This is a genomic window from Vreelandella sp. L-15 (genome assembly GCF_056857635.1).
This window is the reverse complement of record NZ_JBSXNN010000018.1, coordinates 1-23,738: the sequence shown is the minus strand read 5'-3', so window position 1 is coordinate 23,738 and position 23,738 is coordinate 1. Positions and strand designations below refer to the sequence as shown.

The 23,738-nt window shown below is 58.8% G+C and carries 24 protein-coding genes and 1 tRNA gene; 3 read left to right on the top strand and 22 right to left on the bottom strand.

Annotated elements, in window-relative coordinates; translation table 11 throughout:
• Window positions 1-58: 58 nt before the first annotated feature.
• Entirely contained in the window at window positions 59-322 is a 264-nt protein-coding gene (locus tag AC13CY_RS01265; RefSeq protein ID WP_483052198.1) for a hypothetical protein, read from the bottom strand.
• A 19-nt stretch (window positions 323-341) separates the two neighbouring features.
• Window positions 342-1,145 carry a M48 family metallopeptidase gene (locus AC13CY_RS01260; protein ID WP_483052197.1) on the bottom strand — a complete coding sequence of 268 codons (804 nt, stop codon included), beginning with the start codon at window positions 1,143-1,145 and terminating at the stop codon, window positions 342-344.
• A 438-nt stretch (window positions 1,146-1,583) separates the two neighbouring features.
• Between AC13CY_RS01260 and AC13CY_RS01255 the strand changes: the two genes are divergently transcribed.
• Window positions 1,584-2,456, top strand: a complete 873-nt coding sequence (locus tag AC13CY_RS01255; RefSeq protein WP_089675177.1) for an ATP-binding protein — start codon at window positions 1,584-1,586, stop codon at window positions 2,454-2,456.
• Window positions 2,457-2,471: 15 nt separating this feature from the next.
• Here the strand turns inward: AC13CY_RS01255 and AC13CY_RS01250 are convergent, their stop codons facing one another.
• The 15 genes from AC13CY_RS01250 to trmJ all read right to left on the bottom strand — a co-directional run bounded on the left by AC13CY_RS01250 (window position 2,472) and on the right by trmJ (window position 16,769).
• Entirely contained in the window at window positions 2,472-3,086 is a 615-nt protein-coding gene (locus AC13CY_RS01250) for a hypothetical protein (protein WP_044628933.1), read from the bottom strand.
• Window positions 3,087-3,257: 171 nt separating this feature from the next.
• Window positions 3,258-4,661: a ribosome biogenesis GTPase Der gene (gene der / locus AC13CY_RS01245; protein ID WP_054644943.1), complete on the bottom strand. Its 1,404-nt coding sequence runs from the start codon at window positions 4,659-4,661 to the stop codon at window positions 3,258-3,260.
• Window positions 4,658-5,797, bottom strand: a complete 1,140-nt coding sequence (gene bamB / locus AC13CY_RS01240; protein WP_054644948.1) for an outer membrane protein assembly factor BamB — start codon at window positions 5,795-5,797, stop codon at window positions 4,658-4,660. The genes der and bamB overlap by 4 nt, the downstream gene beginning before the upstream one ends.
• A 41-nt stretch (window positions 5,798-5,838) precedes the next feature.
• Window positions 5,839-6,498, bottom strand: coding sequence for a YfgM family protein (locus AC13CY_RS01235; protein ID WP_054644944.1), 660 nt, complete (start codon window positions 6,496-6,498; stop codon window positions 5,839-5,841).
• Window positions 6,499-6,581: 83 nt separating this feature from the next.
• Entirely contained in the window at window positions 6,582-7,889 is a 1,308-nt protein-coding gene (gene hisS / locus AC13CY_RS01230; protein WP_054641567.1) for a histidine--tRNA ligase, read from the bottom strand.
• Window positions 7,890-7,957: 68 nt separating this feature from the next.
• The gene (ispG, locus tag AC13CY_RS01225; RefSeq protein ID WP_054641568.1) at window positions 7,958-9,073 is read right to left on the bottom strand and encodes a flavodoxin-dependent (E)-4-hydroxy-3-methylbut-2-enyl-diphosphate synthase; all 1,116 of its coding nucleotides are present in this window, start codon (window positions 9,071-9,073) and stop codon (window positions 7,958-7,960) included.
• An 8-nt stretch (window positions 9,074-9,081) separates the two neighbouring features.
• Window positions 9,082-10,068 carry a RodZ domain-containing protein gene (locus tag AC13CY_RS01220; protein ID WP_054641569.1) on the bottom strand — a complete coding sequence of 329 codons (987 nt, stop codon included), beginning with the start codon at window positions 10,066-10,068 and terminating at the stop codon, window positions 9,082-9,084.
• A gap of 40 nt (window positions 10,069-10,108) precedes the next feature.
• Window positions 10,109-10,843 carry a type IV pilus biogenesis/stability protein PilW gene (pilW, locus tag AC13CY_RS01215; RefSeq protein WP_253557497.1) on the bottom strand — a complete coding sequence of 245 codons (735 nt, stop codon included), beginning with the start codon at window positions 10,841-10,843 and terminating at the stop codon, window positions 10,109-10,111.
• Window positions 10,844-10,961: 118 nt separating this feature from the next.
• Window positions 10,962-12,146, bottom strand: a complete 1,185-nt coding sequence (rlmN, locus tag AC13CY_RS01210) for a dual-specificity RNA methyltransferase RlmN (protein WP_044628925.1) — start codon at window positions 12,144-12,146, stop codon at window positions 10,962-10,964.
• A gap of 82 nt (window positions 12,147-12,228) precedes the next feature.
• On the bottom strand, window positions 12,229-12,654 hold the full coding sequence (gene ndk / locus AC13CY_RS01205) for a nucleoside-diphosphate kinase (RefSeq protein ID WP_044628924.1): 426 nt from the start codon (window positions 12,652-12,654) through the stop codon (window positions 12,229-12,231).
• Window positions 12,655-12,832: 178 nt separating this feature from the next.
• On the bottom strand, window positions 12,833-13,159 hold the full coding sequence (locus tag AC13CY_RS01200; protein WP_044628923.1) for a HesB/IscA family protein: 327 nt from the start codon (window positions 13,157-13,159) through the stop codon (window positions 12,833-12,835).
• A 54-nt stretch (window positions 13,160-13,213) separates the two neighbouring features.
• Window positions 13,214-14,389 carry an aminotransferase class V-fold PLP-dependent enzyme gene (locus AC13CY_RS01195; protein ID WP_474786890.1) on the bottom strand — a complete coding sequence of 392 codons (1,176 nt, stop codon included), beginning with the start codon at window positions 14,387-14,389 and terminating at the stop codon, window positions 13,214-13,216.
• A gap of 25 nt (window positions 14,390-14,414) precedes the next feature.
• Complete coding sequence (locus AC13CY_RS01190; RefSeq protein WP_044628921.1) at window positions 14,415-14,882, bottom strand: Fe-S cluster assembly transcription factor; 468 nt, start codon at window positions 14,880-14,882, stop codon at window positions 14,415-14,417.
• Window positions 14,883-14,961: 79 nt separating this feature from the next.
• The gene (gene cysE, locus AC13CY_RS01185) at window positions 14,962-15,825 is read right to left on the bottom strand and encodes a serine O-acetyltransferase (protein WP_062359893.1); all 864 of its coding nucleotides are present in this window, start codon (window positions 15,823-15,825) and stop codon (window positions 14,962-14,964) included.
• A gap of 164 nt (window positions 15,826-15,989) precedes the next feature.
• On the bottom strand, window positions 15,990-16,769 hold the full coding sequence (gene trmJ / locus AC13CY_RS01180) for a tRNA (cytosine(32)/uridine(32)-2'-O)-methyltransferase TrmJ (RefSeq protein WP_054641571.1): 780 nt from the start codon (window positions 16,767-16,769) through the stop codon (window positions 15,990-15,992).
• A 140-nt stretch (window positions 16,770-16,909) separates the two neighbouring features.
• Between trmJ and AC13CY_RS01175 the strand changes: the two genes are divergently transcribed.
• Complete coding sequence (locus tag AC13CY_RS01175) at window positions 16,910-17,704, top strand: inositol monophosphatase family protein (RefSeq protein ID WP_089675180.1); 795 nt, start codon at window positions 16,910-16,912, stop codon at window positions 17,702-17,704.
• 83 nt (window positions 17,705-17,787) lie between these two features.
• Here the strand turns inward: AC13CY_RS01175 and secF are convergent, their stop codons facing one another.
• From secF to queA, 5 genes are all read right to left on the bottom strand, one after another.
• Window positions 17,788-18,714: a protein translocase subunit SecF gene (gene secF, locus AC13CY_RS01170; protein WP_062359889.1), complete on the bottom strand. Its 927-nt coding sequence runs from the start codon at window positions 18,712-18,714 to the stop codon at window positions 17,788-17,790.
• Between the two features lie 49 nt (window positions 18,715-18,763).
• Complete coding sequence (secD, locus tag AC13CY_RS01165) at window positions 18,764-20,617, bottom strand: protein translocase subunit SecD (protein ID WP_089675181.1); 1,854 nt, start codon at window positions 20,615-20,617, stop codon at window positions 18,764-18,766.
• Between the two features lie 135 nt (window positions 20,618-20,752).
• The gene (yajC, locus tag AC13CY_RS01160; RefSeq protein WP_044628915.1) at window positions 20,753-21,079 is read right to left on the bottom strand and encodes a preprotein translocase subunit YajC; all 327 of its coding nucleotides are present in this window, start codon (window positions 21,077-21,079) and stop codon (window positions 20,753-20,755) included.
• Between the two features lie 77 nt (window positions 21,080-21,156).
• Window positions 21,157-22,284: a tRNA guanosine(34) transglycosylase Tgt gene (tgt, locus tag AC13CY_RS01155; protein WP_083602330.1), complete on the bottom strand. Its 1,128-nt coding sequence runs from the start codon at window positions 22,282-22,284 to the stop codon at window positions 21,157-21,159.
• 54 nt (window positions 22,285-22,338) lie between these two features.
• A complete protein-coding gene (queA, locus tag AC13CY_RS01150) occupies window positions 22,339-23,370 on the bottom strand; it encodes a tRNA preQ1(34) S-adenosylmethionine ribosyltransferase-isomerase QueA (RefSeq protein WP_044628913.1) in 1,032 nt (343 codons plus the stop codon).
• Window positions 23,371-23,483: 113 nt separating this feature from the next.
• On the opposite strand from queA, the gene AC13CY_RS01145 reads away from it, so the two are divergent.
• A tRNA-Leu gene (locus AC13CY_RS01145) sits at window positions 23,484-23,570 on the top strand.
• Window positions 23,571-23,738: the final 168 nt, after the last annotated feature.

Here is a 23,738-nt window from a genome sequence, read left to right as displayed (position 1 = left end):
GCTAGACACCCCGCCTTACTGCTAGATAACAGTAAGGCGGGGTGCTCATCAGTATTTGTTATATTGATTGGCGTTTGACATAAAACCCCACCATACACATCACCAGCCCCACCACGGATAACAGCATGCCGCCATTCACCAGCAGCGGTGAACGCTCGAGCCACGACACAAAAGGTTGTGGCGTATCGTAGCAAGCTCCTTCCAGATAGTTCCAGTAGCCGCCCTCAAGCTGGCAGGCGCGAACGTCCCCCAGCTCCCAAAAATAGACGCCCAGCAGTACTAAAATCGGCAGGACTAACAGCAGTAAACCCAATCGAATCATCTGAAACCTCTAAGTGCTGCTATGGGCGCGGGCAGTTTGGCGTACGACCATTGCTGCGGGCTTGCTCATAGAGGGCCACGGCTTGATCCATATTCGCTTGCAGGCCTTGAATCCGCTGGCCTTGGCTGGGGTGCGTCGACATCCACGCGGGAGGCGCGCCGCCGCCAGAGGCTGCCTGCATATTCTCCCACAGAGTGACGCTTTCACGTGGGTTGAAGCCTGCTTGGGCCATGAGGTCTAGGCCAATCACATCGGCCTCGCTCTCATGGGCGCGGGAGAATGGTAGTACGATGCCGTACTGAGCGCCCATACCGAGTACCCCCATCAGCTGCTGGCCACCGGCGGACTGCATACCGGAGGTGCTGGAGAGTACCGATAGGCCTAATGACGTGGCGCTCTCGGTTGAGGCGCGCTCATTTGCGTGGTTGGCCAGCACGTGACCAATCTCATGACCAATCACAGAGGCTAATTGGTCCTGGGTTGTGGCAATATCCAGCATGCCCGTGTTCACACCCATGTAGCCGCCAGGAAGTGCAAAGGCGTTGGGCTGCTCGGATTCAAACACCCGGATTTGCCAGTCTAACTGCTGCTGCTCGGCAGGCAGTTCTGCCACAATGGCATCCGCAATACACTGCACATAGCGCTGGCTTGCCTGACCCGCTGTGGGCAGTTCCTGCTGATATTGGGTAAACGCCTGACGGCCCATCTCGTTCAGCTCGCTATCAGAGAGCAGCAATAGCTGCGAGCGACCGGTGGGGGAGGTCGTACAGGCGGCGATTGAGGCGCAGAGCGCCGTAACCGCTAATGGGCGAAGCCAACGCATAGATAGTTTCCTTATAGACGAGTGGGGATCCTTGCACACAAGTTGACATCCTCCCCTCCCTCAACTTGCGCTGCCGTCTGGCGACGGAAAGGAAGAGGATTCCCAGGTTGTTACCTTCCTGGTTTCTGTTTCCAAGACGATTGCCCGAGGGAATGGCTTGGTTATCGCCGTAAAAGTCCCACGGTGGGGATTTTTACGGTGGCGAACCAACTCATATCCCCCAGGTCTCACATTGTCTCCACAGACGTCACTTTCCGAGTGCCCCTCGGTAGGTCGTGTCGACGTGCGTAGTATAGCACTGTACAAAACGTCAGCAAGGGCATCCTGCGGATGCCGCGCTATCCATCCGCTCACTAAAAGTAAGCGGTTTTTCGCGCTGGTTAATAACCACTGTTAGTGGTAAACCAACCCTTATCATAACGCTCTCTGAGGATGACGATGGATACTGAATTAAGCCAGCGCCTAGCGCGGTTACTCGATCATGTCGACCACTGGCTGCCGCCAGCGCCCACGCCGGTTGAGTGGGACACCCATGTAGCGGCCATCTGGCAGCGCCACCCACTGGGCGGGCGGTTGGTGCCGGTACCCCCGAGAGACACCATGACGCTGGACGACCTGCTAGGCATTGAGCGCCAAAAGCTGGCGTTGGTCGATAACACCCGGGCATTTTTGCAGGGGCTGCCAGCTAACCATGCGCTGCTCTGGGGCTCACGAGGTAGCGGGAAATCGTCTGTGATACGTGCGCTGCTCAACTCGCTGGCCACAGAGGGGTTACGGCTGATCCAGGTTGACCGACATGATCTATCGAGTCTGCCGCTGCTAGTGGAACAACTGCGGGATCAGCCGCATCGCTTCGTAGTGTACTGTGACGATCTCTCCTTCGAGGGTAACGATGACGCGTATAAGGCGCTCAAGAGCGTGCTAGACGGCGCGCTGACCGGGCCACCAGATAACGTACTGCTCTATGCGACCTCGAACCGTCGTCACCTGCTGCCGGAGTCGATGGATGACAATAGCGGTTCACGGTTGGTGGGGGAGGAGTTGCATCACGGCGATGCGGTGGAAGAGAAAATCTCGCTGTCAGACCGTTTCGGCCTGTGGTTAGGCTTTCATCCGTTTAGCCAAGCCACCTATCTTGAAGTGTGCGAACACTGGGTGAGTCGTATTGGTGGACAGCAAGAGTGGGATGAGGCCGCCCGTGCGGAGGCGGTACGTTTTGCCACGCTACGCGGTGGGCGCAGCGGCCGGACAGCGTGGCAGTTTGCGGCCCACTACGTAGGCCGCAAACGCCTTCATGAGCGCGGTGAGTAGCGCGCTTGGCAAGACTTAGCGTTGGGGGATGAGCTGCCCGTCGGCGCCCACGTTCAAGCGAATGGTCGGGGTGAGCAGGCCAGCGGGCAGTGTCATGCCCAGGCCGCGCAAATCCCCTGGGGTAATGGCCAGTTCACTGCCTGCAGGCAGCTCCCCTTGGCTGGCGAGTTGGCTGGCCAGCTCTAGCATTGGCGTCATTTGCTGGTGGTCTGCAGCTAGAACATCAAAGGCCACCGGCAGGCGGAGATTGGCGTCTTCCCCAGACGTGAGGGTAACGTTCTGCCCATAATTGCCTTGCACTGGGTCTACGCCAGGCATGTCCAGCGTCCAGCGAAAGCCCGACATCTCCACCGGAGGCATGCCAGCGGGCAGGCCAAGCCCCATCGCCAGGGTGGCTTGCACCGGCAAGCTGCCAGCACCCAGGCTAGAGGCCAGCAAGCTCGATAGATCGCTGGTGTCCAATCCAGCATTGACGCTGTAAGGGCCAATGCGTACGTCCTCAATCCCCAGCGATGTGACCGCCAGACGAAACGCAAACAACCCTGTTTGAGGCAACGCCAAGCAGCCGGTTAGCAGGCTCGCCAGCAGCAGTAAAACCAAGCCGCGTCCGCGACGAAAAGCGTAGTGCATGTACGTCCCTCCTAAGAAGGGCAAGTGTTGATAAGAAAGGATCGGTCGAGCAGGTGACGAAAAGCGTCGCTATTTGAGGGCGGGAGGGGGGCTCTGTCAAGTAGATTCGGTGGTAGTGCCAACAAAAACGCCCGCTGCGTATACAACGGGCGGGGAAGCAAAGTGCCGCGCTTAACGGCGGCTTTTGCGCGCCTCTTTGGTACGGTTAAGCTCGCGCTTTTTGGCTTTCTCTTTATCGCTGGCGCCCGCCATGTTATCGAACGGGTTGTTGCCCGACCGGAACTCAAAGCGCATCGGCGTGCCGCGCACCTTCAACACTTTACGGAAGGTATTGGTCAGGTAGCGACGATAAGCCTCAGGCAGCGATGCTGTCTGGTTGCCATGCACCACAATAATCGGCGGGTTGCTGCCACCCTGGTGAGCCATACGCAGCTTGATGCGGCGGCCGTTGACCATGGGGGGCGGATGCTGGCTTACCGCATCCTGCAGCAGCGTGGTGAGACGGTTGGTCGACCAGTGCGCGTTGGCGGCGTTAAACGCCCGCTCAATGGAGGGGTACAAGTCGCCCACTGCGGTGCCATGCAGCGCGGAAATAAAGTGCAGCTCGGCGTAGTCGGCAAAGCCCAGACGGCGCTTGATGTCGGCGCGCATCTTCTCTTTGGCTTCGCTCTCCAGCCCGTCCCACTTGTTGACCGCCAGTACCAACGCACGCCCTGTGGTGAGCACGTAGTCCAGCAGGTGCAGGTCCTGCTCAACCAAGCCGCTGCGGGCGTCCAATACCATGACGGCCACGTGGCTCTCTTTGATCGCATCCAGCGTTTTGATGATCGAGAACTTTTCGGCGATTTCACGCACGTTCTTACGCCGCCGAATGCCGGCGGTGTCGATCAGCACGTACGGCTTGCCGTTGCGCTCGAAAGGGATTTCGATAGCGTCGCGGGTGGTGCCCGCTTCATCGAATACTACCACGCGCTCTTCACCGAGCAGGCGGTTGACCAGCGTAGATTTACCCACGTTCGGGCGGCCAATCACGCCAATGCGAATGCCTTTGCTGCCTGTATCGGCAGGAATGCTGGCATCCCGTTCGGGGAAGGGTTCAAGCACCGTATCAATCAGCAGCGATACGTTGCGGCCATGAGCGGCGGCAATCGGCCACGGGTCACCCAGGCCCAGTTTCCAGAAATCGGCCATGGCCGAGTGCTCTTCCAGGCCGTCGGTCTTGTTGACCACCAGCCAGGTCTTTTTCTGGTTGACGCGCAGGTGGTTGGCAATCGCTTCGTCGGCGACGTTCAACCCGGCGCGGGCATCGACCAGGAACAGCACGATATCGGCTTCGTCGATGGCCGCGAGGGACTGCTCGGCCATCGCGGCATCGATGCCTTCTTCGTCACCGCTGATACCGCCGGTATCGATGACGGTGTACGCCTTTCCACCCAGCATGCCGTTACCGTATTTACGGTCACGGGTCAGGCCAGGAAAGTCTGCCACCAGCGCATCGCGCGAGCGGGTCAGACGGTTAAACAGCGTCGATTTGCCCACATTGGGGCGACCGACTAATGCAATGACGGGTGTCATGGAGTTACTTCCAGGGTTTCCAGGCGACCATTGTTGGCCTGGACATGAATGGTGCTGCCTTCAGTCACCGGGCGCACGCTAATACCCGAATCATCGATACGGGTGCGGCCGACCAGGTTGCCTTCGCGGGCGTCGATGAGGTGGACATAACCCTCAAAATCACCCACGACGATGCGGCCATCGGCAAAGGCGGGGGCGGTGAGCCAGCGATCTTCCAGGTCATCGTTACGCCAGATCTCTTGGCCGCTGTTGGCGTCCAAGGCAACGATGTGGCTGTCGTCGCTGACCACAAATAAGAAGTCGCCCACCAGAATCGGCGTGTGGCGGCTGGAGAGGTTGGTTTCCCACAGCACACCGCCACGGGTCGCTTCCAGCGCAACCACACGGCCGTTGTAGCTAGTCACGAACAGGAGGCCATCGGGGCTAAGTACTGGCTGGCCAGACAGGTCCACTAGGCGCTCAACGTCGCTACGGCCACGTGGTGTGGCAATCTGCATTTCCCAAAGGGGCTGGCCGCTGCGGTTGTCCAGCGTCGCCAGGCGTCCGTTGGCCAAGCCCACGAAGGTGACCGGGTCGATGACCATTGGCGTTCCGGTACCACGCAGCGTCAAGGCAGGCTGCGAGCTGGTATACACCCAGCGCTCTTCGCCGCTAGCGCGATCCAGAGCGGTAATTTGGCCGTCCACGCTCTGAACCAGCAGTAGCTGCTGGTTGGCTTGCGGAGCTGCCAGTACTTCGCTGGTGACCCGCGAACGCCAGGCAACGCTACCGTCGCGCTGGTCGAGGGCAATCACTTCACCGTTGCGGGTGCCCAAGTACACCTGGCCTGCAATCGCGTTCAGCGCACTAGAAATAGGGGTATCCAGCTCGACTTCCCACTCACGCTCGCCGCTGTTGGCATTGAACGCGGCCACTAGACCGTTGGTGTCTGCTGCAAAGACCGTATCGCCTTCACGGGATGGGGCGATGGGGTAGCGAGCGGGGCCAAAGCCATCGCCAACGCGGCGACCCCAAACGCTGTCCAGCGAAGAGGTTTCATCAAAGCTGCGCAGCTCTTTGGGCGTGAACGCTGGCTCACCTTTGCTGGCACAGCCAGCCAATAGCGCCAGCGCCATGGCGCCGAGCGTGGTGCGCATCAGATGTTTAGAAAAAAGCGGTTTTGACAGGCTAGTCGTTATCACTGTGTCGCCTCCTCGGCGCCGAGATCGTCGAGCTTGAGCTGCACGCCATAAAGCGGCTGGTTCTGCGTTTGGGCGATAGACTGCGCGGTTTGCCATGCATCGCGAGCCTGCTCTGGCTGGTTCTGAGCCAGGAAAGCATCGCCTCGCACGTTGGCTTGTTGAGCGGCCAGCGCATCGGAAATAGGCTGATCAAGAAGCGCTAGCGCGGCTTCCGGGTTACCTTCAGCCACTTCAATGCGTGCCAAGCGCAGCCATGCCAGGCTTTGCACATAGCGGCGTGAGGAGTTGCTGGCCACGTCCTGCAGTGCCTGCTTGGCCGCGGCCAGATCGCCTTCCTGCACGGCCAGGCGGGCCTCCAGCAGCTGTGCCAGTTCGGCATACAGGGTGTTGCCGTAGTCGTCGGTGAGCTCATCAATCAGCGTTTGTGCCGCGCTTAACTGATCCCCTTCCAAGGTGGTGCCAGCGGTCATGTTGATGAGCTGCTGGTATCGGGCAGAAGCTGCCTCTGACTTACCCTCTTGGTAGTTCTGCCATGCGTTCCAACCAAAGACGCCCGCCGCAGCGAGAACGGCACCGGCAATGAGCGAGGTCCCGTTCTCTTTCCACCAGCGTTTGACGACTTCTAGCTGCTCTTCTTCGCTTCTCAGCTCCGCCACGGGCGGCCTCCTGTTTCATGGGTCAGCCGCTTTTGCGGCTAACGAGTGTTCATCCGCCCCAGGCATCGCTGGGGGCAGTTACGTTAATGAGACGGTAGGTTAGGCAGTAACTCGCGAAGCGTCTCGGCCAACGCTGCCTGGGCCACCTGCTGCTGCTCGCGGTCATCGCGCAGAAACTTCAGTGTGGCGGTTTGGTTGGCGAGCTCATCCTCACCCAGCAGAATTGCCACCGGCGCGGCGCTCTTGTCGGCCTTTTTCATGCGACTCTTGAAGCTGCCGCCGCCGCAGTGCAGCTGCAGGCGCAGGTCGGGCAGTGCGCTGCGCAGCTGTTCTGCCAGGGTGAGAGCTGCCACGGTGGCGCTGTCATCCATCGGCACTAGATAAGCGTCGCAGCCGCCTAGGGCCTCATCAGGTACCAAGTTGAGCGTTTCCAGCAGTAGTACCAGGCGCTCGATCCCCATGGCGAAGCCCACCGCAGGCGTGGGTTTGCCACCAAGCTGCTCGACCAGACCATCGTAGCGGCCACCGGCACAGACGGTGCCCTGGCTGCCCAGCGCAGTGGTGGTCCACTCGAACACCGTGCGGCAGTAGTAGTCCAGGCCGCGCACCAAGCGCGGGTTGACTACGTACGGAATACCGGCGGCATCCAGCATCGCTTTGAGCTGCTCGAAATGCGCGCGGGACTCATCGTCCAGATGATCCATCAACTGCGGGGCCGCGTTGAGCATCTCGGCCATATCCGGGTTTTTGGAGTCCAGAATGCGCAGCGGATTGCTGGTTAAGCGTCGTTTGGAGTCTTCATCGAGAACGTCTTGGTGCTGCTCAAAGTAGGCCACCAGTTTGTCTCGGTAGGCCGCCCGTGCTTCAGCGGAACCCAGGGAGTTCAGCTCCAGGGTGACGTGCTCCATCAAGCCAAGCTCTTGCCATAGCCGTGCCGAGAGCAGTATGACTTCGGCATCAATGTCCGGGCCATCAAAGCCGTAGGTTTCCACGCCCACTTGGTGAAACTGACGGTAACGCCCTTTCTGAGGCCGTTCGTGGCGGAACATCGGCCCTTGGTACCAAAGCCGCTGGGTTTGGTTATGCAGCAAGCCGTGTTCCATTGCCGCCCGCACGCAGCTGGCGGTGCCTTCAGGGCGCAGCGTCAGGCTGTCACCGTTGCGGTCGTCGAAGGTGTACATCTCTTTCTCGACGATATCGGTGACTTCGCCAATCGAGCGGGCAAACAGCGCGGTTTGCTCCACGATTGGCGTACGAATTTCATCGAAGCCGTAGCGGTGCATCAATTGGCGTACTTTGCCCTCAAAAAATTGCCAGCGAGGGCTGTCGCTGGGCAATAGGTCGTTCATACCACGGATGGCTTGAATCTTTTTAGCGGCGGACTTGCTCAATGAAAACTCCTTGTCTGGGCGGCAGCGCGAGGCGCAAGGCGTGCCGCCTGTTGCAGGCAACGCAGGTGTCAAACGCTGCGTGCAATCATGTTCTCTTGCTGCTGCTCTTTCTGGCGTACCTTGTCGCGGATCAGCTTTTCCAGGTCATCTACCAGATGATCGTTGCGCAGCTTACTCGCCGGTTTGCCATCGATGTAGACCAAGTTGGCGGGTGAGCCGCCGGTTAGGCCGATATCGGTCTCTTTAGCTTCGCCGGGGCCGTTGACCACACAGCCAATCACCGAGACATCCAGCGGCGTCATCACATCTTCCAGGCGCTCTTCAAGCTGGTTCATGGTGCTGATGACGTCAAAGTTCTGTCGCGAGCAGCTGGGGCAGGCGATGAAGTTAATGCCCTTGGCGCGCAGCTTCAGGCTCTTGAGCATGTCGAACCCGACCTTGATCTCTTCCACCGGGTCGGCAGCCAGCGAGACGCGGATGGTGTCGCCGATACCGTCCATCAACAGCATGCCTAGGCCAATGGAGGACTTCACTGTGCCCGAACGCAGGCCGCCTGCTTCGGTGATACCCAGGTGCAGCGGCTGCTCGATGCGGGTGGCAAGGTCGCGATAAGCGGCCACCGCCATAAACACATCAGACGCTTTCACGCTGACTTTAAACTCCTGGAAATCGAGGCGGTCCAGGTGGTCAATATGGCGCATGGCAGACTCAACCAGCGCGGCGGGCGTAGGCTCGCCGTACTTCTTTTGCAGATCTTTTTCCAGCGACCCGGCGTTCACCCCGATACGGATTGGAATACCGTGGTCGCGGGCGGCGCTTACCACAGCGCGTACGCGATCTTCCCGGCCAATATTGCCGGGATTGATGCGCAGACAGTCAACGCCTAGCTCAGCGACGCGCAGGGCGATTTTGTAATCGAAATGAATGTCGGCAACGAGGGGGATGGCTACGCGCTGCTTGATTTTGCCGAAGGCTTCAGCGGCGTCCATATCCGGCACAGAGACGCGTACGATATCTGCTCCGGCTTTTTCCAACTGCTGGATCTGGCCGACGGTGGCGTCCACATCCAGGGTATTGGTGTTGGTCATGCTCTGTACGGAAATCGGCGCATCGCCGCCCACGGCCACATTGCCAACATGAATTTGGCGTGACAGACGGCGTTTAATCGGAGAAGGGGCGTGCATAAGACGAGTCACTCTCCCAGGGTAAAGCGGGCAACGTTATTGGTACCGGCGCGCTCGGCAAGGTTGACGAGCTCACCTTGGTAGCGCAGTTCTACACCGGTGGCGTTGCCGACGGTTAAACGAAAAGGCGGTTCGCCCTCAACGCTCGCGGTAGTGCCGGGGGTTTGTAGACCGACAAACACACGCTGGTTGTTGGCATCGAAAATCTCTGTCCAGGACTGCTCGTTAAACGTCAGCTCCAGCAAGTTGGGGTTAGCAGCGGGGGCGGCATTGGCCACCTCTTCAGCAGGCGCCTCAGCTACATCGGTCGCTGCGTCGGCGTCAACCGCCGGGGCCGCAGGTTCGTCGCTAGCGGCAGCGGTTGGCTCATCGTTGTCAGCAGCGGGCGCACTGCTATCGCGAATATCGCTGTCGGCGGGCTCGCCGCTGACCACATCGTTAGTCAACTCCTCCGTTGCGGCGGGCTCATCAGGTGTGACCACCGGAGTAGGCTCTGGAGCTGGCTCGGGTTCGCTGATGAACGCTTCGTTCTCTTCCATAGCGGGTGAGGCGCCGATGCTCGGCGGCTCGCTGCCACCTCTGCTTTGCCACCAAGCAACCGTCACGGCAATCAGCCCGGCAATCACCAGCAGAGTGACTAACTTAAAGAGCCATGCGCCTACTTTGGATGGCGGCTTAGTCACGGTAACCGGGGCCACCTTGCGTTCGGCATCACGGGTGCCGTGGCGAACCTGGTAAGCTTCAAGCACCACACGTTCGTCCATGCCTAAATATTTGGCATAGGCGCGCAAGTAGCCGCGACGATACGCAGCGACGGGAATCTCTTCGTAATTATCGCGCTCTAGGCCATCCACCACAGCAGGGCGCAGGTTCAGTGCTCGGGCGGCATCCGTCAGCGGGACGCCCAGCGATTCGCGTTGACGAGAAAGCAACTCACCGGGGGTTGCTGTGCTGTGGGCCGTAGTAACACTATCTTGTAACTGTGTGTCGCTCATAGCTGAGCATCCTTCAATAATGTGGTGATCAGGGCGGCAATCAGTTGTTTAGCAAGCGCTGGTAGTCGGCAGCCGCGGCGTCGTCACCGCGGGCGAGGGCGACATCGATCGCCAGTTCCAGTGCCGCTGGGTCTGGGCCGGCTAGCTGCAGATAGTTCTGCAGCGGTGCCCAGGCCTGATCATAATTGCCCTGTGAAACTTCCAGTTCGGCTAACATTAAATACCCGCGTGGGTTGCGCGGGTCGATACTTTGCGCGCGTTGCAAACGTTCGCGCGCTTTATCAAATTCATCTATTGCCAAATAGCACTGCCCCAGGTTGGTAAATAGCTGGGCACGATTGGCGTACTGGGCATCCTGAGATGCTATTTCTAACTGTTCGCAGGCCTGTGAAAACTGCGCCTGCTGATACAAAAACGCGGCGTAGTTGTTACGCGCGCGAGTAAACGAGGGCGCTGCATTCAACGCCTGCTGGAAGTAGCGGTTGGCAAGATCGCTCTCTCCCTGCTGTTGATAGACCAGCGCGAGCGCCTGAAGTGCCTCAGGGTGGCGCGGGTCCAGTTCAAGAGCACGATCAAGGGCATTCAACGCGCGGGGCAGGTTATCACGCTCTAGGTAGGCGACGCCAAGCTGGGTGTAGGCTTCTGCCGCGCCGGGGTTGGCGTCGTCACTGATCCCTTGGCCAGAGGTGGCGCAGCCCGCCAGCAGCAGGCTGCCAGCAAGCACGGACAGCATGGGCATCCTAAAAAGGGTAATGCGCCTGCGGTGACCGATCATCTACGCCCTCTTAAGTCGAAACTATTGAGCCAGTGCTGCAAGGTGGATGCTTTGTAAGCACCCGGCAAAAGCGTGTCCATCAAAGCGCTGTGTCAGGTGGATGTCAAGACAGCAGCGATTAGTCAGCGTCAAGCTGAACGGACTGAATATAGCGTGCGCTACGTTTGGTACGGTCTTTTACGCGGCCCACTAGCTGACCACAGGCGGCATCAATATCGTCGCCACGGGTCATGCGCACGGTAGCGTTGTACTCTAAGTCGTACAGCCACTGTTGGAAGCGCATCACTTGGTTACGCGATGGCTTCTCGTAACCTGAGTTCGGGAAAGGGTTAAACGGAATCAGGTTGATTTTACACGGCAGCTCTTTGAGCAAAGCGGCCAGTTGTTCGGCGTGCTCTTGCTGATCGTTGACGTCTTTGATCAGCGTGTACTCAATCGTGACCTGACGGTTATCTGGGCACTTGGCCAGATAACGGTGGCAGGCATCCAGCAGCGCACGAATATTGTACTTACGGTTGATCGGTACTAGCTCGTTGCGCAGCTCATCGGTGGAGGCGTGCAGCGAGATAGCAAGGCTCACATCTATCTCATCGCCCAGCTTGTCAATCATCGGTACAACACCCGATGTGGAGAGCGTGACGCGGCGCTTGGAGAGCCCGTAACCGTTATCGTCGAGCATCAGCTTCATGGCGGGCACGACGTTATCGAAATTGAGCAGCGGTTCGCCCATACCCATCATGACCACGTTGGTCACCGGGCGATTGGCGGTATCACGGCGCGGGCCAACACTGCGTTGGGCAACCCACACCTGGCCGATAATCTCGGCGGCGGTTAAGTTACGCTGGAAGCCCTGTTTACCGGTAGAGCAGAAGCTACAGTCCAGCGAACAACCCACTTGGGAAGAGACACACAGCGTGCGCCGCTTACCGTTTTCAGCGGGAATCAGCACCGTTTCTACGTAGCTGCCATCCTCAACCTCTAACACCCATTTACGGGTGCCGTCGCTGGAAGTGCCTTCGTAGACAACGCCCGGGCCGCGAATTTCAGCGACTTGGGAGAGCTTGTCGCGCAGCGGTTTCGACAGGTTGGTCATCGCCGTGAAGTCGTCGATGCCTTCCTGGTGAATCCACTTCATTACCTGAGTGGCGCGGAATTTCTTTTCGCCAATTGATAAAAAGAAAGCTTCCATCTGCTCGCGGGAAAGCCCCAGCAGGTTCTGGCGTGCCGGTGCCGCTTGTTGAGCAGTCGCGCTGTCAGGAGTCGTGTTGGGGGCAGGCGTATGTTGAGCTACGGTGGTGGTCATGGCGGTCAGCGTTCAGAAAGAGGCGGGGGCAAAGCCCCCGCGAAAATGGCCGGCAACGAAGGTTGAAACGGCGGCGCTTGGTTTAGCGCGGGCAGATTTCGTCGTTACCGAAGAAGTAGCTAATTTCGCGCTCAGCGCTTTCCGGAGAATCAGAGCCATGGACAGCGTTGGCGTCGATTGTTTCCGCAAAGTCAGCGCGAATGGTGCCCGGAGCGGCTTCTTTCGGGTTGGTAGCACCCATCAGCTCACGGTTTTTAGCGATGGCGCCTTCGCCTTCCAGCACTTGTACCACTACCGGGCCAGAGGTCATGAAGCCAACTAGGTCTTTGAAGAAGGGACGCTCTTTGTGCTCGGCGTAGAAGCCACCAGCCTTCTCTTCGGAGAGGTGCATCATTTTAGCGGCAACGACCTTCAGGCCCGCTTTTTCAAAGCGTGCAATGATCTCGCCAATGGCATTTTTAGCAACGGCATCGGGCTTGATGATGGAAAGAGTACGTTCAGTCGCCATGCAGAAATCTCCTTAAAAGGGATAAAGCAGAAATTGCCGCCCCGGAAAGCCGGGGCGGCGCAGGAAAAAAGTGGTCGGCTAGGGCCGTATGTTGCGTCGGCTGCCGAGTGGCCGCGATTATAGCGCCTCCCGGTGGGGATGAATACCGGTGATATACGCAACAGCCACGGCGGATAGCTTAGACTGTGAAGCTTTCACCGCAGCCGCACTGATCTTTTACATTGGGGTTGTTGAAGCGGAAAAAGCGATTCAAGCCTTCGTTGACGTAATCCACTTCGCTGCCGTCTAGCATCTCGACGGCATCAGGAGCCACGTAGACGCTTGCGCCGTGATCTTCGAAACGCACATCGTCATCCCGTGCTTCATCGGCAAAATCAAGCACATAGCTGTAGCCAGAACAGCCGCTGGGTTTAACGGATACCCGCAGGCCTAGCCCCTGGCCGCGCTCGTCGAGCACACGCTGAATTTGTTCAGCTGCAGCGGGCGTAATGTTTAGTGTTGCCATGGAGCGTTCTCCTTTAAGAAGTCGTTAGCAGTGCGTCAGGAGAGCGTCAGCCGCCTAACGTGCGGTCGCACGTAAGCCGCTCACCGCGTGGCGCAGTAGGGTTAATGCGTGGTCGATATCGGCCTCTTGGGTAAAGCGCCCAAAGCTAATACGCAGCGATGAGAGCGCGAGCCGACGGGGCGTACCAATGCCCAGTAGTACATAAGACGGGTCAACGCTTGCCGAGTTGCAGGCAGAGCCGGTAGACACGGCCACATCCCGAAGCGCCATCAGCAGTGCCTCGCCATCCACGCCTTCAAACGCCAAGTTCAAGATGTTGGGAACGGCGTTCTCCAGTGGGGAGTTGGGGATGATGCCTTCCAGGTTTGATAAGCCGCTTAGAAAGCGTTCGCGTAGCGCCGAAATATGGGCCTGATCCGCGTCCTGCTGCTGTTGCATGACGTTAAACGCTTCACCCATCCCGGCAATCTGATGAGTAGGCAGCGTGCCGGAGCGCATGCCGCGCTCGTGGCCGCCACCATGAATGAGTGCCTCGACGCGAATATCCGGGTGGCGTTTCACATACAGAGCGCCGACCCCTTTAGGCCCGTAGGCTTTGTGGCCTGATAGCGACATCAAATCAATATGCTGAGCGACCACGTCGAGCGGAATACGCCCCACCGCCTGGGCGGCATCGGTGTGGAACGCCGCCCCGAACTCATGGGTGACTTCCGCTAGGGCGGCAATATCATGAATGCTGCCTAGCTCATTATTCACCGCCATTAGCGATACCAGTGCCGTGTCGTCGCGCATGGCGGCACGCAGTTGCTCAGGGGTGATGCGTCCATCGCGCCCTGGGGTTAGCCAGGTGATCTCGAAGCCTTCGCTCTCCAGTGCCTTGGCGGTGTCTACCACCGCTTTATGCTCAATGCTGGAGGTGACAAGGTGCATGCCACGTTCGCGGTTAGCACGCATAAAGCCAATCAGCGCTAGGTTATTGGCTTCGGTGGCGCCACTGGTCCAGACGATTTCACGCGGGTCAGCGCCGATCATATCGGCCACTTGGCGGCGCGCCTGTTCCACCACCTGCTCGGCCTGCCAGCCCAGCATATGGCTGCGGGAAGCGGGGTTGGCGAACAGCTGGTCTACCGTGAGGTAGCGCTGCATCACCTCAGCCACACGACCATCGACCGGCGTCGTGGCGGCATAATCGAGATAAATGGGCAGAGAGGGAGTGGAGGTCATCGTCATAGATTCCAGCGTGCAGTAAATACCTTCAGGGGGAAGACGCGAGGATGCCAGCATCGACCCGCTGTTTTTGCCGGGTAGCGATGCGGATCACATCAGGGCGCTGTATCAACTGCGCCAGCGTAATATCGTCGAGAAAACTGCGAATTTGCCCGGATAGCTCGCACCATAAATGGTGCGTTAAACAGGTATCGCCCTGCTGGCAGTCGGATAGCCCCTGGCAGCGGGTCGCGTCGACGGTTTCGTTGACTGCATCAATCACCAGAGAGACGCTGATCTCCTCGGGTGCTTTGGCCAGTAGGTAACCGCCACCCGGCCCGCGCACGCTGCTAACTAGCCCCGCCCGGCGCAGCCTTGCGAAGAGTTGCTCCAGGTAAGAGAGCGAGATCTCCTGTCGCAGGGAGATATCTCCCAGGCTGGTAGGGCCGCTGGGGGCGTTAAGCGCCAAATCCAGCATGGCCGTAACGGCGTAACGGCCTTTTGTCGTCAAGCGCATAGCAGGTACCCCTCGTCGCTGAGCTTTCAGCGCGCTGGCAGCAAATGTTGCGCCATTATGGAAATCCTGAGTGCTTTGGTCAACTATTGCGCGTGGTGCTGCTTTCCGGTGATGGGCTGCTGCGTTCCTGGGCAGTATGACCAAGGCCAGGGCAGCCGGTATCGTTTTCATCCAGAATATCGGCAAAGTCCTCATCTCGCAGAGCCGGTAACTGGCCATCGCGGTAGTTGGCGTCGAGCTTGCGAAGCGTTGAGCACATGCGCTCGATACGCTCGTCCACGGCGTGCATGTGATCGAGCATGGCCTGCATCGAACGCGCCACCGGGTCGGGCATGTCTTGGCTGACGCCATAGGCATCGAAACCAAACTTCTGGCAGATGGCTTCCCGGCGGGCCGGGTCGATATCCAGCGCCTCTTCCATATCCGGGGCGGCGCGTTTGACGATTTTGCCGGGGATGCCGACCACCGTTGCTCCCGCTGGCACCTCTTTTGTAACTACCGCGTTAGAGCCAATTTTGGCACCTGCGCCCACGGTAAACGGCCCCAGTATCTTGGCGCCGGCACCAACAATCACACCATCTTCCAGCGTAGGGTGACGTTTGCCTTTGTTCCAACTGGTGCCGCCTAGCGTCACGCCTTGGTAGAGCGTGACGTTATCGCCCACCTGTGCGGTTTCACCAATCACCACGCCCATGCCATGGTCGATAAAAAAGCGCCGCCCAATGGTTGCGCCTGGGTGGATTTCAATGCCAGTGAGCCAGCGGGAGAAGGTCGATAGCGTTCGTGCTAGCCACTTAAAGTTCTTTTTCCACAGCCAGTGGCCGCAGCGGTGCAGCAACAGGGCGTGCAGGCCGGGATAGTTGGTCAGCACCTCAAGAAAGTTACGTGCCGCCGGGTCGCGGTCAAATACGCTATTGATGTCTTCACGCAGGCGTTGAAACATGGGTGATCCTTGGGCGTTAAGGGAGGCAGCAGTAATACAGTATTGGAATATGGTGAGTGCAAAGCGGCAGTCGAAAAGACGATGTTGGGGCGCGTTGTTGTAACTTCAAGTTTAGGCCATTGCCGCTTTGCTGGCGCCTCTTGTGATTAGTACGCCGTTATGTGCTACGCGGATGTGTCGGCGTTCTCTTGGTTCACACTACCGGTTCCACTCTTTTTAGCGGATTTTTCAGTCGCCGAGAGGATGCCGCGCAGAATGTTCATCTCCATCTTTTCAGGCCGTGCCCGTAAATAGAGGCGTCGCAGGCGTGCCATGAGCTGGCGCGGCAGGGCAGGGTCGTGAAACTCGATGGCGATTAGCGTGCGCTCTAAGTGCTCGAAGTAGCGCTCAAGCTCTTCGTGGGTTGCTAGCTCGTCATTATCATCGGCAGCAGTTGGGGCATCTGCCTGGCTTAGCCACGCCATGCGACACTCGTAGGCCACCACTTGAACCGCCGCGGCAAGGTTGAGCGAGCTAAAATCGGCGTTGGTCGGAATATGCACATGGGCATGGCAGCGCTGCAGCTCGGCGTTGGTTAAGCCGCTGTCTTCACGGCCAAACACCAGCGCCACACGGGCATTTTCTGGCTGGCATTCGCCGGGTAGGCGCTCGGCAAGTTCCCGAGGCGAGATCATCGGCCAGGGCAGCGTGCGCGAGCGGGCGCTGGCGCCAACAGCTAGCGTGCAATCGGCCACGGCTTCTTCAAGTGTGGCATGCACTGTAGCTTGGTGAAGTAGATGGTCGGCACCTGAGGCGCGAGAAATACTGTCTTGGGTGATCACATCGCAGCGAGGAGCGACCAGGGCTAAATCAGCTAAGCCCATGTTGTGCATGGCGCGTGCCACGCCGCCAATGTTGCCAGGGTGGCTGGTGCCAATTAAAACAATTCGGATGCGCTCAAGCATAGTAGGCCCGGTTCATGTGCGTAAAACGCGCAGTTTAGCATGAGTCGATGGCATGCCCGAGGGGCCTCTGTTAGAATTGCCCGCCAAAAGGCGTATTGCGCCTGAACCGTTCTTTAACATCACTGTGACAAGGCCCGATCATGAATCCGATGGTCCAATTTACGCTGCGCGCCGCGCGTGGCGCTGTTGAACACTTTTTACGCGTTCGCGAACGTATCGAAAACGCCCATGAGGAATTTAACCTCGACCGCTTGCTGGAAGACACGGCGCGTAAAGCCGAGGCGACCATCATTCAACAACTGCAGCGTGGCTACCCTCTGCACGGCTTCTCTGGCCGCTATACGCCCTATAAAGCGGGTGAAGGCGAAGGTGAAAATACCGTATGGAAAATTGAACCGCTGCACGGCTACTCCAACTTGGCGGTAGCAGGTAAGGGCTTTGCACTCTCAGTGGTGTGTCTCGTTAAAGGTCGCCCCGAACACGCGGTGGTGATCTCTCCCTTTGGTGATGACGAATATATCGCCAGTCGCGGCCGCGGCGCTCAGCACAACGACAAGCGCATGCGGGTTAGCAAACCAACCGCTATTCCTGCCACACGCATGGCGATGAGCCTGCCAGAAACCTGGCTGCGCCCGAGTCATCTGCCTGCTTACTTAACCATTACCCAGCAGCTTGCGCCGCAGGTAGAAACCCTGGTAGCGACCGGCAGCGGCCTGCTGGATATGTGCGAGCTGGCCGCAGGACGTGTAGACAGCGTCTTTGTGCTGGGCCTAGAAGAGCAGGATATGCAGGTAGGTACGCTGCTGCTAAAAGAAGCGGGCGCGCTGATGGGCACTCCGGACGGGAAGCCGACCGTGAATGCTGAAAGCCAGCTAATGGCCGCTGGCCCGCGCCTCTACAAAGCGCTGATTAAGCAGCTGGCGCCGCACTTTTAAGAAGAGCGCGTTAGGTGTGAAGATATGAAAAGGCCCTGCCGGTTGATTTCGGCAGGGCCTTTTCGTTGGCTGCTATAACGCGTTTAGGGCAGCTCTTCTTCCTCTTCATCCACTTCTTTCTTGGTGGGAATCAGGTCTTCCCGAGAGAGTTTCAGCGGAATCAACAGGGCGCCGGAGATATAGATAGATGAGAACGTACCCACCACGATACCCACCAGCAGGGCAATCGCGAAGTTCTCGATCATATCGCCACCGAGCAGCAGCAGCGCTAGCAGTACCAGCACGGTTGTGCCTGAGGTGGCTAATGTGCGCGACAACGTAGCGTTAATCGCCTCGTTGAAAATCTGCGGCATATCGTCGATACGCGAGGTGCGGATCGTCTCGCGGATGCGGTCATACACGACGATGGTGTCGTTCAGCGAGTAGCCGATGACCGCCAGAATGGCTGCCAGCACCGTTAGGTCGAAGTCGAGCTGGAACAGCGCGAACACGCCTACCACGATGATCACGTCGTGCAGCAGGGCAAGCAGGGCACCAAGGGCGAACTTGTACTGGAAGCGGAAAGCTACGTAAAGCATCACCACGCCCAGCGCGACGAGCAGGCCTAAGCCGCTCTGGTCACGCAGCTGGTCGCCGACCTGGGCGCCCACGAACTCGGCGCGCACTAAGTTGACACTATCGCCATTGGCACGCAGCAGATTGACAACCTCGTTACCCACGTCGCCATCAAACGCTTGCTGCAGGCGAATCAATACTTCTGTTGAAGCGCCAAAGGTTTGTACCGAGACATCTTGGAAACCGCTGTCTTCCAGCAGTTGGCGAATGGCATCCAGTGAAGGTGCCACGCCGTAGCGCACTTCCACCAGGGTGCCGCCGGTAAAGTCCAGGCCCAGGTTGAGCTGCTGAAACAAAATGGCGCCAATAGAGACAATCAGCATCACGGCCGAGACGATAAACGCAAGGTTGCGCCGTCCCATAAAGTCGATGCGCAGTTGTGATAGGGGTTTCATTACCACCTCTTAAATTCTGTGCTGAGCGCGTGTTGAGATCCCATCGAGATTAGATCCGCAGCTTTTTGACGGGCTTGCCACCATAGGTCAGGTTGACCATGGCGCGCGTCACCAGCAGCGCAGTGAACATCGACGTCAAAATGCCGATAGAGAGCGTAACGGCAAAGCCTTTTACCGGGCCGGTGCCAATCGAGAACAGAATCACCGCCACCAGCAGCGTGGTGATGTTGGCATCCACAATCGAGGTGAACGCCCGTTCATAACCCGCGTAAATAGCTTGCTGAATCGACATGCCGTTGCGCAGTTCTTCGCGTATCCGCTCAAAGATAAGCACGTTGGCGTCCACCGCCATGCCCAGCGTCAACACGATACCGGCAATACCGGGTAGCGTGAGCGTAGCGCCCAGCATCGACATCACGGCGACTAGCAGCGTGAGGTTGAGCGCCAGGGCGATGTTGGCAAAAACGCCGAATACCTTGTAGCGCACCAGCATAAACAGCACGACTAGCAGCAGGCCGATCTGCACCGATAGCAAGCCGCGTTCGATGTTTTCTGCGCCCAGGCTGGGGCCGATGGTGCGCTCTTGCACGAAGTAAATCGGCGCGGCGAGCGAGCCGGAACGCAGCAGCAGAGCGAGTTCGGCGGCTTCGGTGGGGGAGTCGAGGCCGGTGATGCGGAAGCTGTTGCCCAGTGCACTTTGAATGGTCGCCAAGCTGATCAGGCCACGCTCGGTGTAGGGCTCACGAACGATGGTCTCTTCGCCGGTTTCCGGGTCGACTTCGATGCGGTCTTCGCTTTTATGCTCGATGAACAGCACCGCCATGTTGCGGCCAATGTTGGTGCGCGTGGCGCGGTTCATCAGCGTACCGCCGGTGCCGTCCAGGTTGATGTTGACCTGAGGGCGACCGTTTTCGTCGAAGCTGTTGCTGGCGCTGGAAACGCTGTCACCAGTAATGATCACATCGCGCATCAGCTCCGCTGAGCGGGCCGGGTCGTTACGAAACTCGAAGCGTTCGGTTTCGGCATCCGGTGTATCGTGGCGCGCCTCGAGACGAAATTCGAGGTTGGCCGTCGCACCGACGATCCGCTTGGCGGCCACGGTGTCCTGCACGCCGGGTAGCTCGACCACGATTTGGCTCGGGCCTTGGCGCTGTACCATGGGCTCGGCGACGCCCAGCTCGTTCACGCGGTTACGCAGCGTGGTCAAGTTCTGGTTGATGGCGTAGTCCTGAATCTCGTTTACCGCCATGTCGCTTAGCGTCATCACTAGCCTAGAGGTACGGCCATCCCCTTCGCTGGTGTACTCGAAGTTGGGGAAGTCGCGGCTGATCAAACGACGGGCGGCGTCGCGGTCTTCGGCGCTGGCGAAGTCGATCGATAGCGAGCGTTCGTCGATGGTGGTGTTTCGGTAGCGAATACGCTCGCTGCGCAGCAGTTCGCGGATGGCGCTGGCGTTCACCTCAAGGCGCTGGGTCAGCGCGGCGTCCATATCCACTTCCAGTAGGAAGTGAACGCCACCGCGTAAATCAAGGCCCAGCGTCATCGGGGAAGCAGAAAAAGCTTGCAGCCAGCCAGGTGTCGCATCGGCAAGGTTGAGCGCCACGGTCGCATTGGGGCCAAGCACTTCGGCGGCAATATCCCGCGCGTCGAGCTGGTCATCGTCGCTTTGCAGACGAATCAGCCATTGACCATTGTTCTCTTCAACGGCTTTGACGGCGATATCGCGCTCGCTGAGCGCTTCTTCAACGCGGGTAATTTGCCGTTCATCCAGGGCGTTGCCTTGGGCGTCGCTCACCTGAATGGCGGGATCTGCGGGGAATAGATTGGGAAGCGAGTAGATAAGGCCAACCACCAGGACGACCAGTATCAGCAGATACTTCCACAGAGGGTAACGGTTGAGCATGCAAGCCCTGCCTTCAATTACAAACGGAATCGCTGTGCACAGACAGGCTGCGCACAGCAACGTTCACCATCGACGCTACCATGTCACCCCTGCCGGGGTGGCTGGCACTGGGTCGGCAGGGGGGGAGTGCAAGCGTTAGATGGACTTAATGGTGCCTTTAGGCAGTACGGCAGCCACGGCGTTTTTCTGCACGTTGACTTCGGTACCTTCAGAGACTTCCAGGGTCAGGAACTCGTCGCTGACTTTGGTCACGCGGCCAACCAAACCGCCGCCGATCACGACTTCATCGCCCTTGGCGAGGCCGGAGACCAGCTGTTTGTGCTGCTTGGCGCGCTTGGCTTGCGGGCGCCACAGCAGGAAGTAGAAAATCAGTACGAAGCCGACCAGCATGACAATTTGCGCGATGCCACCGCCAGCAGCGGCTTCTTGGGCATGGGCTGGTGAGATGAAGAAATCCAGCATTGCAGGGAACTCCTGGGTTAGAACACTCAATGGGTGAACGGATTAAGCCACTCGCCTCAGCCAGTGGCTTTTATTGTTTAGGTGTCAGATTCTGCAAGGGGAGGCACCGGGAGGCCGCGCCTTGCGTAGAAGCTTTCCACAAAGGTCGTCAATGTACCCGCTTCGATTGCCGCGCGCAAATCAGCCATCACACGCTGGTAGTAGCGTAAGTTATGGATGGTATTGAGCATGGAACCCAGCATTTCATTGCAGCGATCAAGGTGGTGCAGATAGCCACGAGAGAAATTCTGGCAGGTATGGCAATCACACTCTTCATCCAGCGGGCGTGTGTCAAAACGGTGCTTGGCGTTACGGATTTTAACAGTGCCATCTGACGTGAACAGGTGGCCGTTGCGAGCGTTGCGCGTGGGCATCACGCAGTCAAACATATCCACACCGCGGCGTACGCCCTCAACGAGGTCTTCCGGCTTGCCCACACCCATCAGGTAGCGCGGGGTGTCGTCCGGCATCCAGGTGGGCAGGTAATCGAGGACTTTGATCATCTCCTCTTTGGGTTCGCCCACCGAGAGGCCACCGATGGCGAGACCGTCGAAACCAATCTCAAGTAGCCCCTTGAGCGAGCGCTCACGCAGCTCAGGGTGCATGCCGCCCTGGATAATGCCGAACAGTGCGGAAGGCGAATCGCCATGGGCATCGCGAGAGCGCTTGGCCCAGCGTAGCGACAGCTCCATGGATTTTTCGGCTTCTTCGAACGTGGCCGGGTAGGGCGTGCACTCGTCAAAGATCATCACCACGTCAGAGCCCAGCGAGCGCTGAACCGCCATGGACTCTTCCGGCCCCATGAACACTTTGCTGCCATCCACCGGCGAGCGGAAATGCACGCCCTGCTCGGTGATTTTGCGCATTTCACCCAGCGAGAACACCTGGAAGCCGCCGGAGTCGGTCAGGATCGGTTTATCCCACTGGGCGAAGTCGTGCAGGTCGCCGTGGGCTTCAATGACATCCGTGCCGGGGCGCAGCCAGAGGTGGAACGTATTGCCCAGGATGATTTCCGCGCCGATCTCTTTGACCGACTCGGGCGTCATGCCCTTGACCGTACCGTAGGTGCCGACCGGCATGAACGCGGGGGTTTCCACCGTGCCTCGGGGAAAGTGCAGGCGGCCACGGCGCGCGCGGCCGTCTTCGGCTAGGCGCTCGAAGCGCATAAAGCATTCGTTTCGCATCACAATAACTCGTTAATCAATCGGTAAGCGCGGCGGTTAGCGGGTCAGCAGCATGGCGTCGCCATAGCTAAAGAAGGCGTAGCGCTCTTCTACTGCCGTACGGTAGGCCTGCATGATGTGCTCATACCCCGCGAACGCCGATACCAGCATCAATAGGGTGGATTCGGGCAGGTGGAAGTTAGTGATTAGCGCATCCACACAGCGCCATTCATAGCCGGGGTAGATGAAGATGTCGGTATCGCCACTGAACGGCGCTATCTGGCCATCGCTACTTTTCATGCAAGCGCTCTCCAGGCAGCGAACGCTCGTCGTTCCCACGGCGATCACGCGTTTACCGGCGGCTTGCGTCTCGCGAATCTGTTGGCAGGTCGCGTCGGTCACCTCGATCCACTCGCTGTGCATGTGGTGTTCGAGGATGTTGTCCACCCGCACCGGCTGGAAGGTGCCCGCACCAACGTGCAGCGTCACGAAAGCACTGTTGATGCCTTTTTCGGCCAGGGCGTCCAGCAGCGGCTGGTCGAAGTGCAGCCCCGCCGTAGGAGCGGCCACGGCACCGTCGCGGCGCGCATACACGGTCTGATAGCGTTCGCGGTCGCTCAGCTCGTCTTCCCGAGTGATGTAGGGCGGCAGCGGCATATGGCCGTGCTTTTCCAGCAGTGCGATCATTGGCGTGTCGCCTAAAAAGCGCAGCTCGAATAGGGCGTCGCGGCGGCCTTCGACCACGGCGTGGATGTCGCCTTCGAAAATCAGCTCAGTGCCCGGCTTGGGCGACTTGCTTGAGCGGATATGCGCCAACCCCCGGTGGCTATCCAGCGGGCGCTCCAGCAGCATTTCTACCTTGCCGCCGCTGGCCTTATGGCCATGCAGGCGGGCGGGAATCACGCGGGTATCGTTAAACACCAGCAGGTCGCCCGGCTCAAGTAGGTCCAGCAGGTCAGGAAAGCGGCGATGAGCCAGCGCGCCGCTTTGACCATCCACACACAGTAAGCGGCAATCACTGCGCTGCTCGGACGGATAGCGGGCAATTAGCTCATCGGGTAGCTCGAAATGGAAGTCCGCACGCTGCATGTGAATAAGCTCTTTTCTGTGGTCAAACAAGCCGCCTAGGATAGCGCTTTAGGTCGATAAAGTCAGCGATGTGATTGACTTGACGGGCGATCTGCGTATAATTCGCCTCCATTGCCGGTGTGGCGGAATTGGTAGACGCAGCGGATTCAAAATCCGCCGCCTTTACGGGTGTGCCAGTTCGAGTCTGGCCACCGGCACCATTTTTAGAATCAGGGGCTTAGGCCCCTTTTTTTTGTTTGCCCGGCGAAGCCGGCAAACCCGGCCATCTGAAAGAAGATGGCGTCACCCCGACTGAGGGGAAGACAATCCGACTGGCAAGGGCGTCACTGGCCAACGGTGGGGTCTGAAGGAAGCCATAGGAAGTTAAC

Bases quoted from the DNA above. Each gene is read 5' to 3' on its own strand.
- AC13CY_RS01265 (WP_483052198.1), bottom strand. From the start codon at position 322: ATGATTCGATTGGGTTTACTGCTGTTAGTCCTGCCGATTTTAGTACTG.
- AC13CY_RS01260 (WP_483052197.1), bottom strand. From the start codon at position 1,145: ATGCGTTGGCTTCGCCCATTAGCGGTTACGGCGCTCTGCGCCTCAATC.
- AC13CY_RS01255 (WP_089675177.1), top strand. From the start codon at position 1,584: ATGGATACTGAATTAAGCCAGCGCCTAGCGCGGTTACTCGATCATGTC.
- AC13CY_RS01250 (WP_044628933.1), bottom strand. From the start codon at position 3,086: ATGCACTACGCTTTTCGTCGCGGACGCGGCTTGGTTTTACTGCTGCTG.
- der (WP_054644943.1), bottom strand. From the start codon at position 4,661: ATGACACCCGTCATTGCATTAGTCGGTCGCCCCAATGTGGGCAAATCG.
- bamB (WP_054644948.1), bottom strand. From the start codon at position 5,797: ATGCGCACCACGCTCGGCGCCATGGCGCTGGCGCTATTGGCTGGCTGT.
- ispG (WP_054641568.1), bottom strand. From the start codon at position 9,073: ATGCACGCCCCTTCTCCGATTAAACGCCGTCTGTCACGCCAAATTCAT.
- AC13CY_RS01220 (WP_054641569.1), bottom strand. From the start codon at position 10,068: ATGAGCGACACACAGTTACAAGATAGTGTTACTACGGCCCACAGCACA.
- pilW (WP_253557497.1), bottom strand. From the start codon at position 10,843: ATGATCGGTCACCGCAGGCGCATTACCCTTTTTAGGATGCCCATGCTG.
- rlmN (WP_044628925.1), bottom strand. From the start codon at position 12,146: ATGACCACCACCGTAGCTCAACATACGCCTGCCCCCAACACGACTCCT.
- ndk (WP_044628924.1), bottom strand. From the start codon at position 12,654: ATGGCGACTGAACGTACTCTTTCCATCATCAAGCCCGATGCCGTTGCT.
- AC13CY_RS01200 (WP_044628923.1), bottom strand. From the start codon at position 13,159: ATGGCAACACTAAACATTACGCCCGCTGCAGCTGAACAAATTCAGCGT.
- AC13CY_RS01195 (WP_474786890.1), bottom strand. From the start codon at position 14,389: ATGACGATGACCTCCACTCCCTCTCTGCCCATTTATCTCGATTATGCC.
- AC13CY_RS01190 (WP_044628921.1), bottom strand. From the start codon at position 14,882: ATGCGCTTGACGACAAAAGGCCGTTACGCCGTTACGGCCATGCTGGAT.
- cysE (WP_062359893.1), bottom strand. From the start codon at position 15,825: ATGTTTCAACGCCTGCGTGAAGACATCAATAGCGTATTTGACCGCGAC.
- trmJ (WP_054641571.1), bottom strand. From the start codon at position 16,769: ATGCTTGAGCGCATCCGAATTGTTTTAATTGGCACCAGCCACCCTGGC.
- AC13CY_RS01175 (WP_089675180.1), top strand. From the start codon at position 16,910: ATGAATCCGATGGTCCAATTTACGCTGCGCGCCGCGCGTGGCGCTGTT.
- secF (WP_062359889.1), bottom strand. From the start codon at position 18,714: ATGAAACCCCTATCACAACTGCGCATCGACTTTATGGGACGGCGCAAC.
- secD (WP_089675181.1), bottom strand. From the start codon at position 20,617: ATGCTCAACCGTTACCCTCTGTGGAAGTATCTGCTGATACTGGTCGTC.
- yajC (WP_044628915.1), bottom strand. From the start codon at position 21,079: ATGCTGGATTTCTTCATCTCACCAGCCCATGCCCAAGAAGCCGCTGCT.
- tgt (WP_083602330.1), bottom strand. From the start codon at position 22,284: ATGCGCTTCGAGCGCCTAGCCGAAGACGGCCGCGCGCGCCGTGGCCGC.
- queA (WP_044628913.1), bottom strand. From the start codon at position 23,370: ATGCAGCGTGCGGACTTCCATTTCGAGCTACCCGATGAGCTAATTGCC.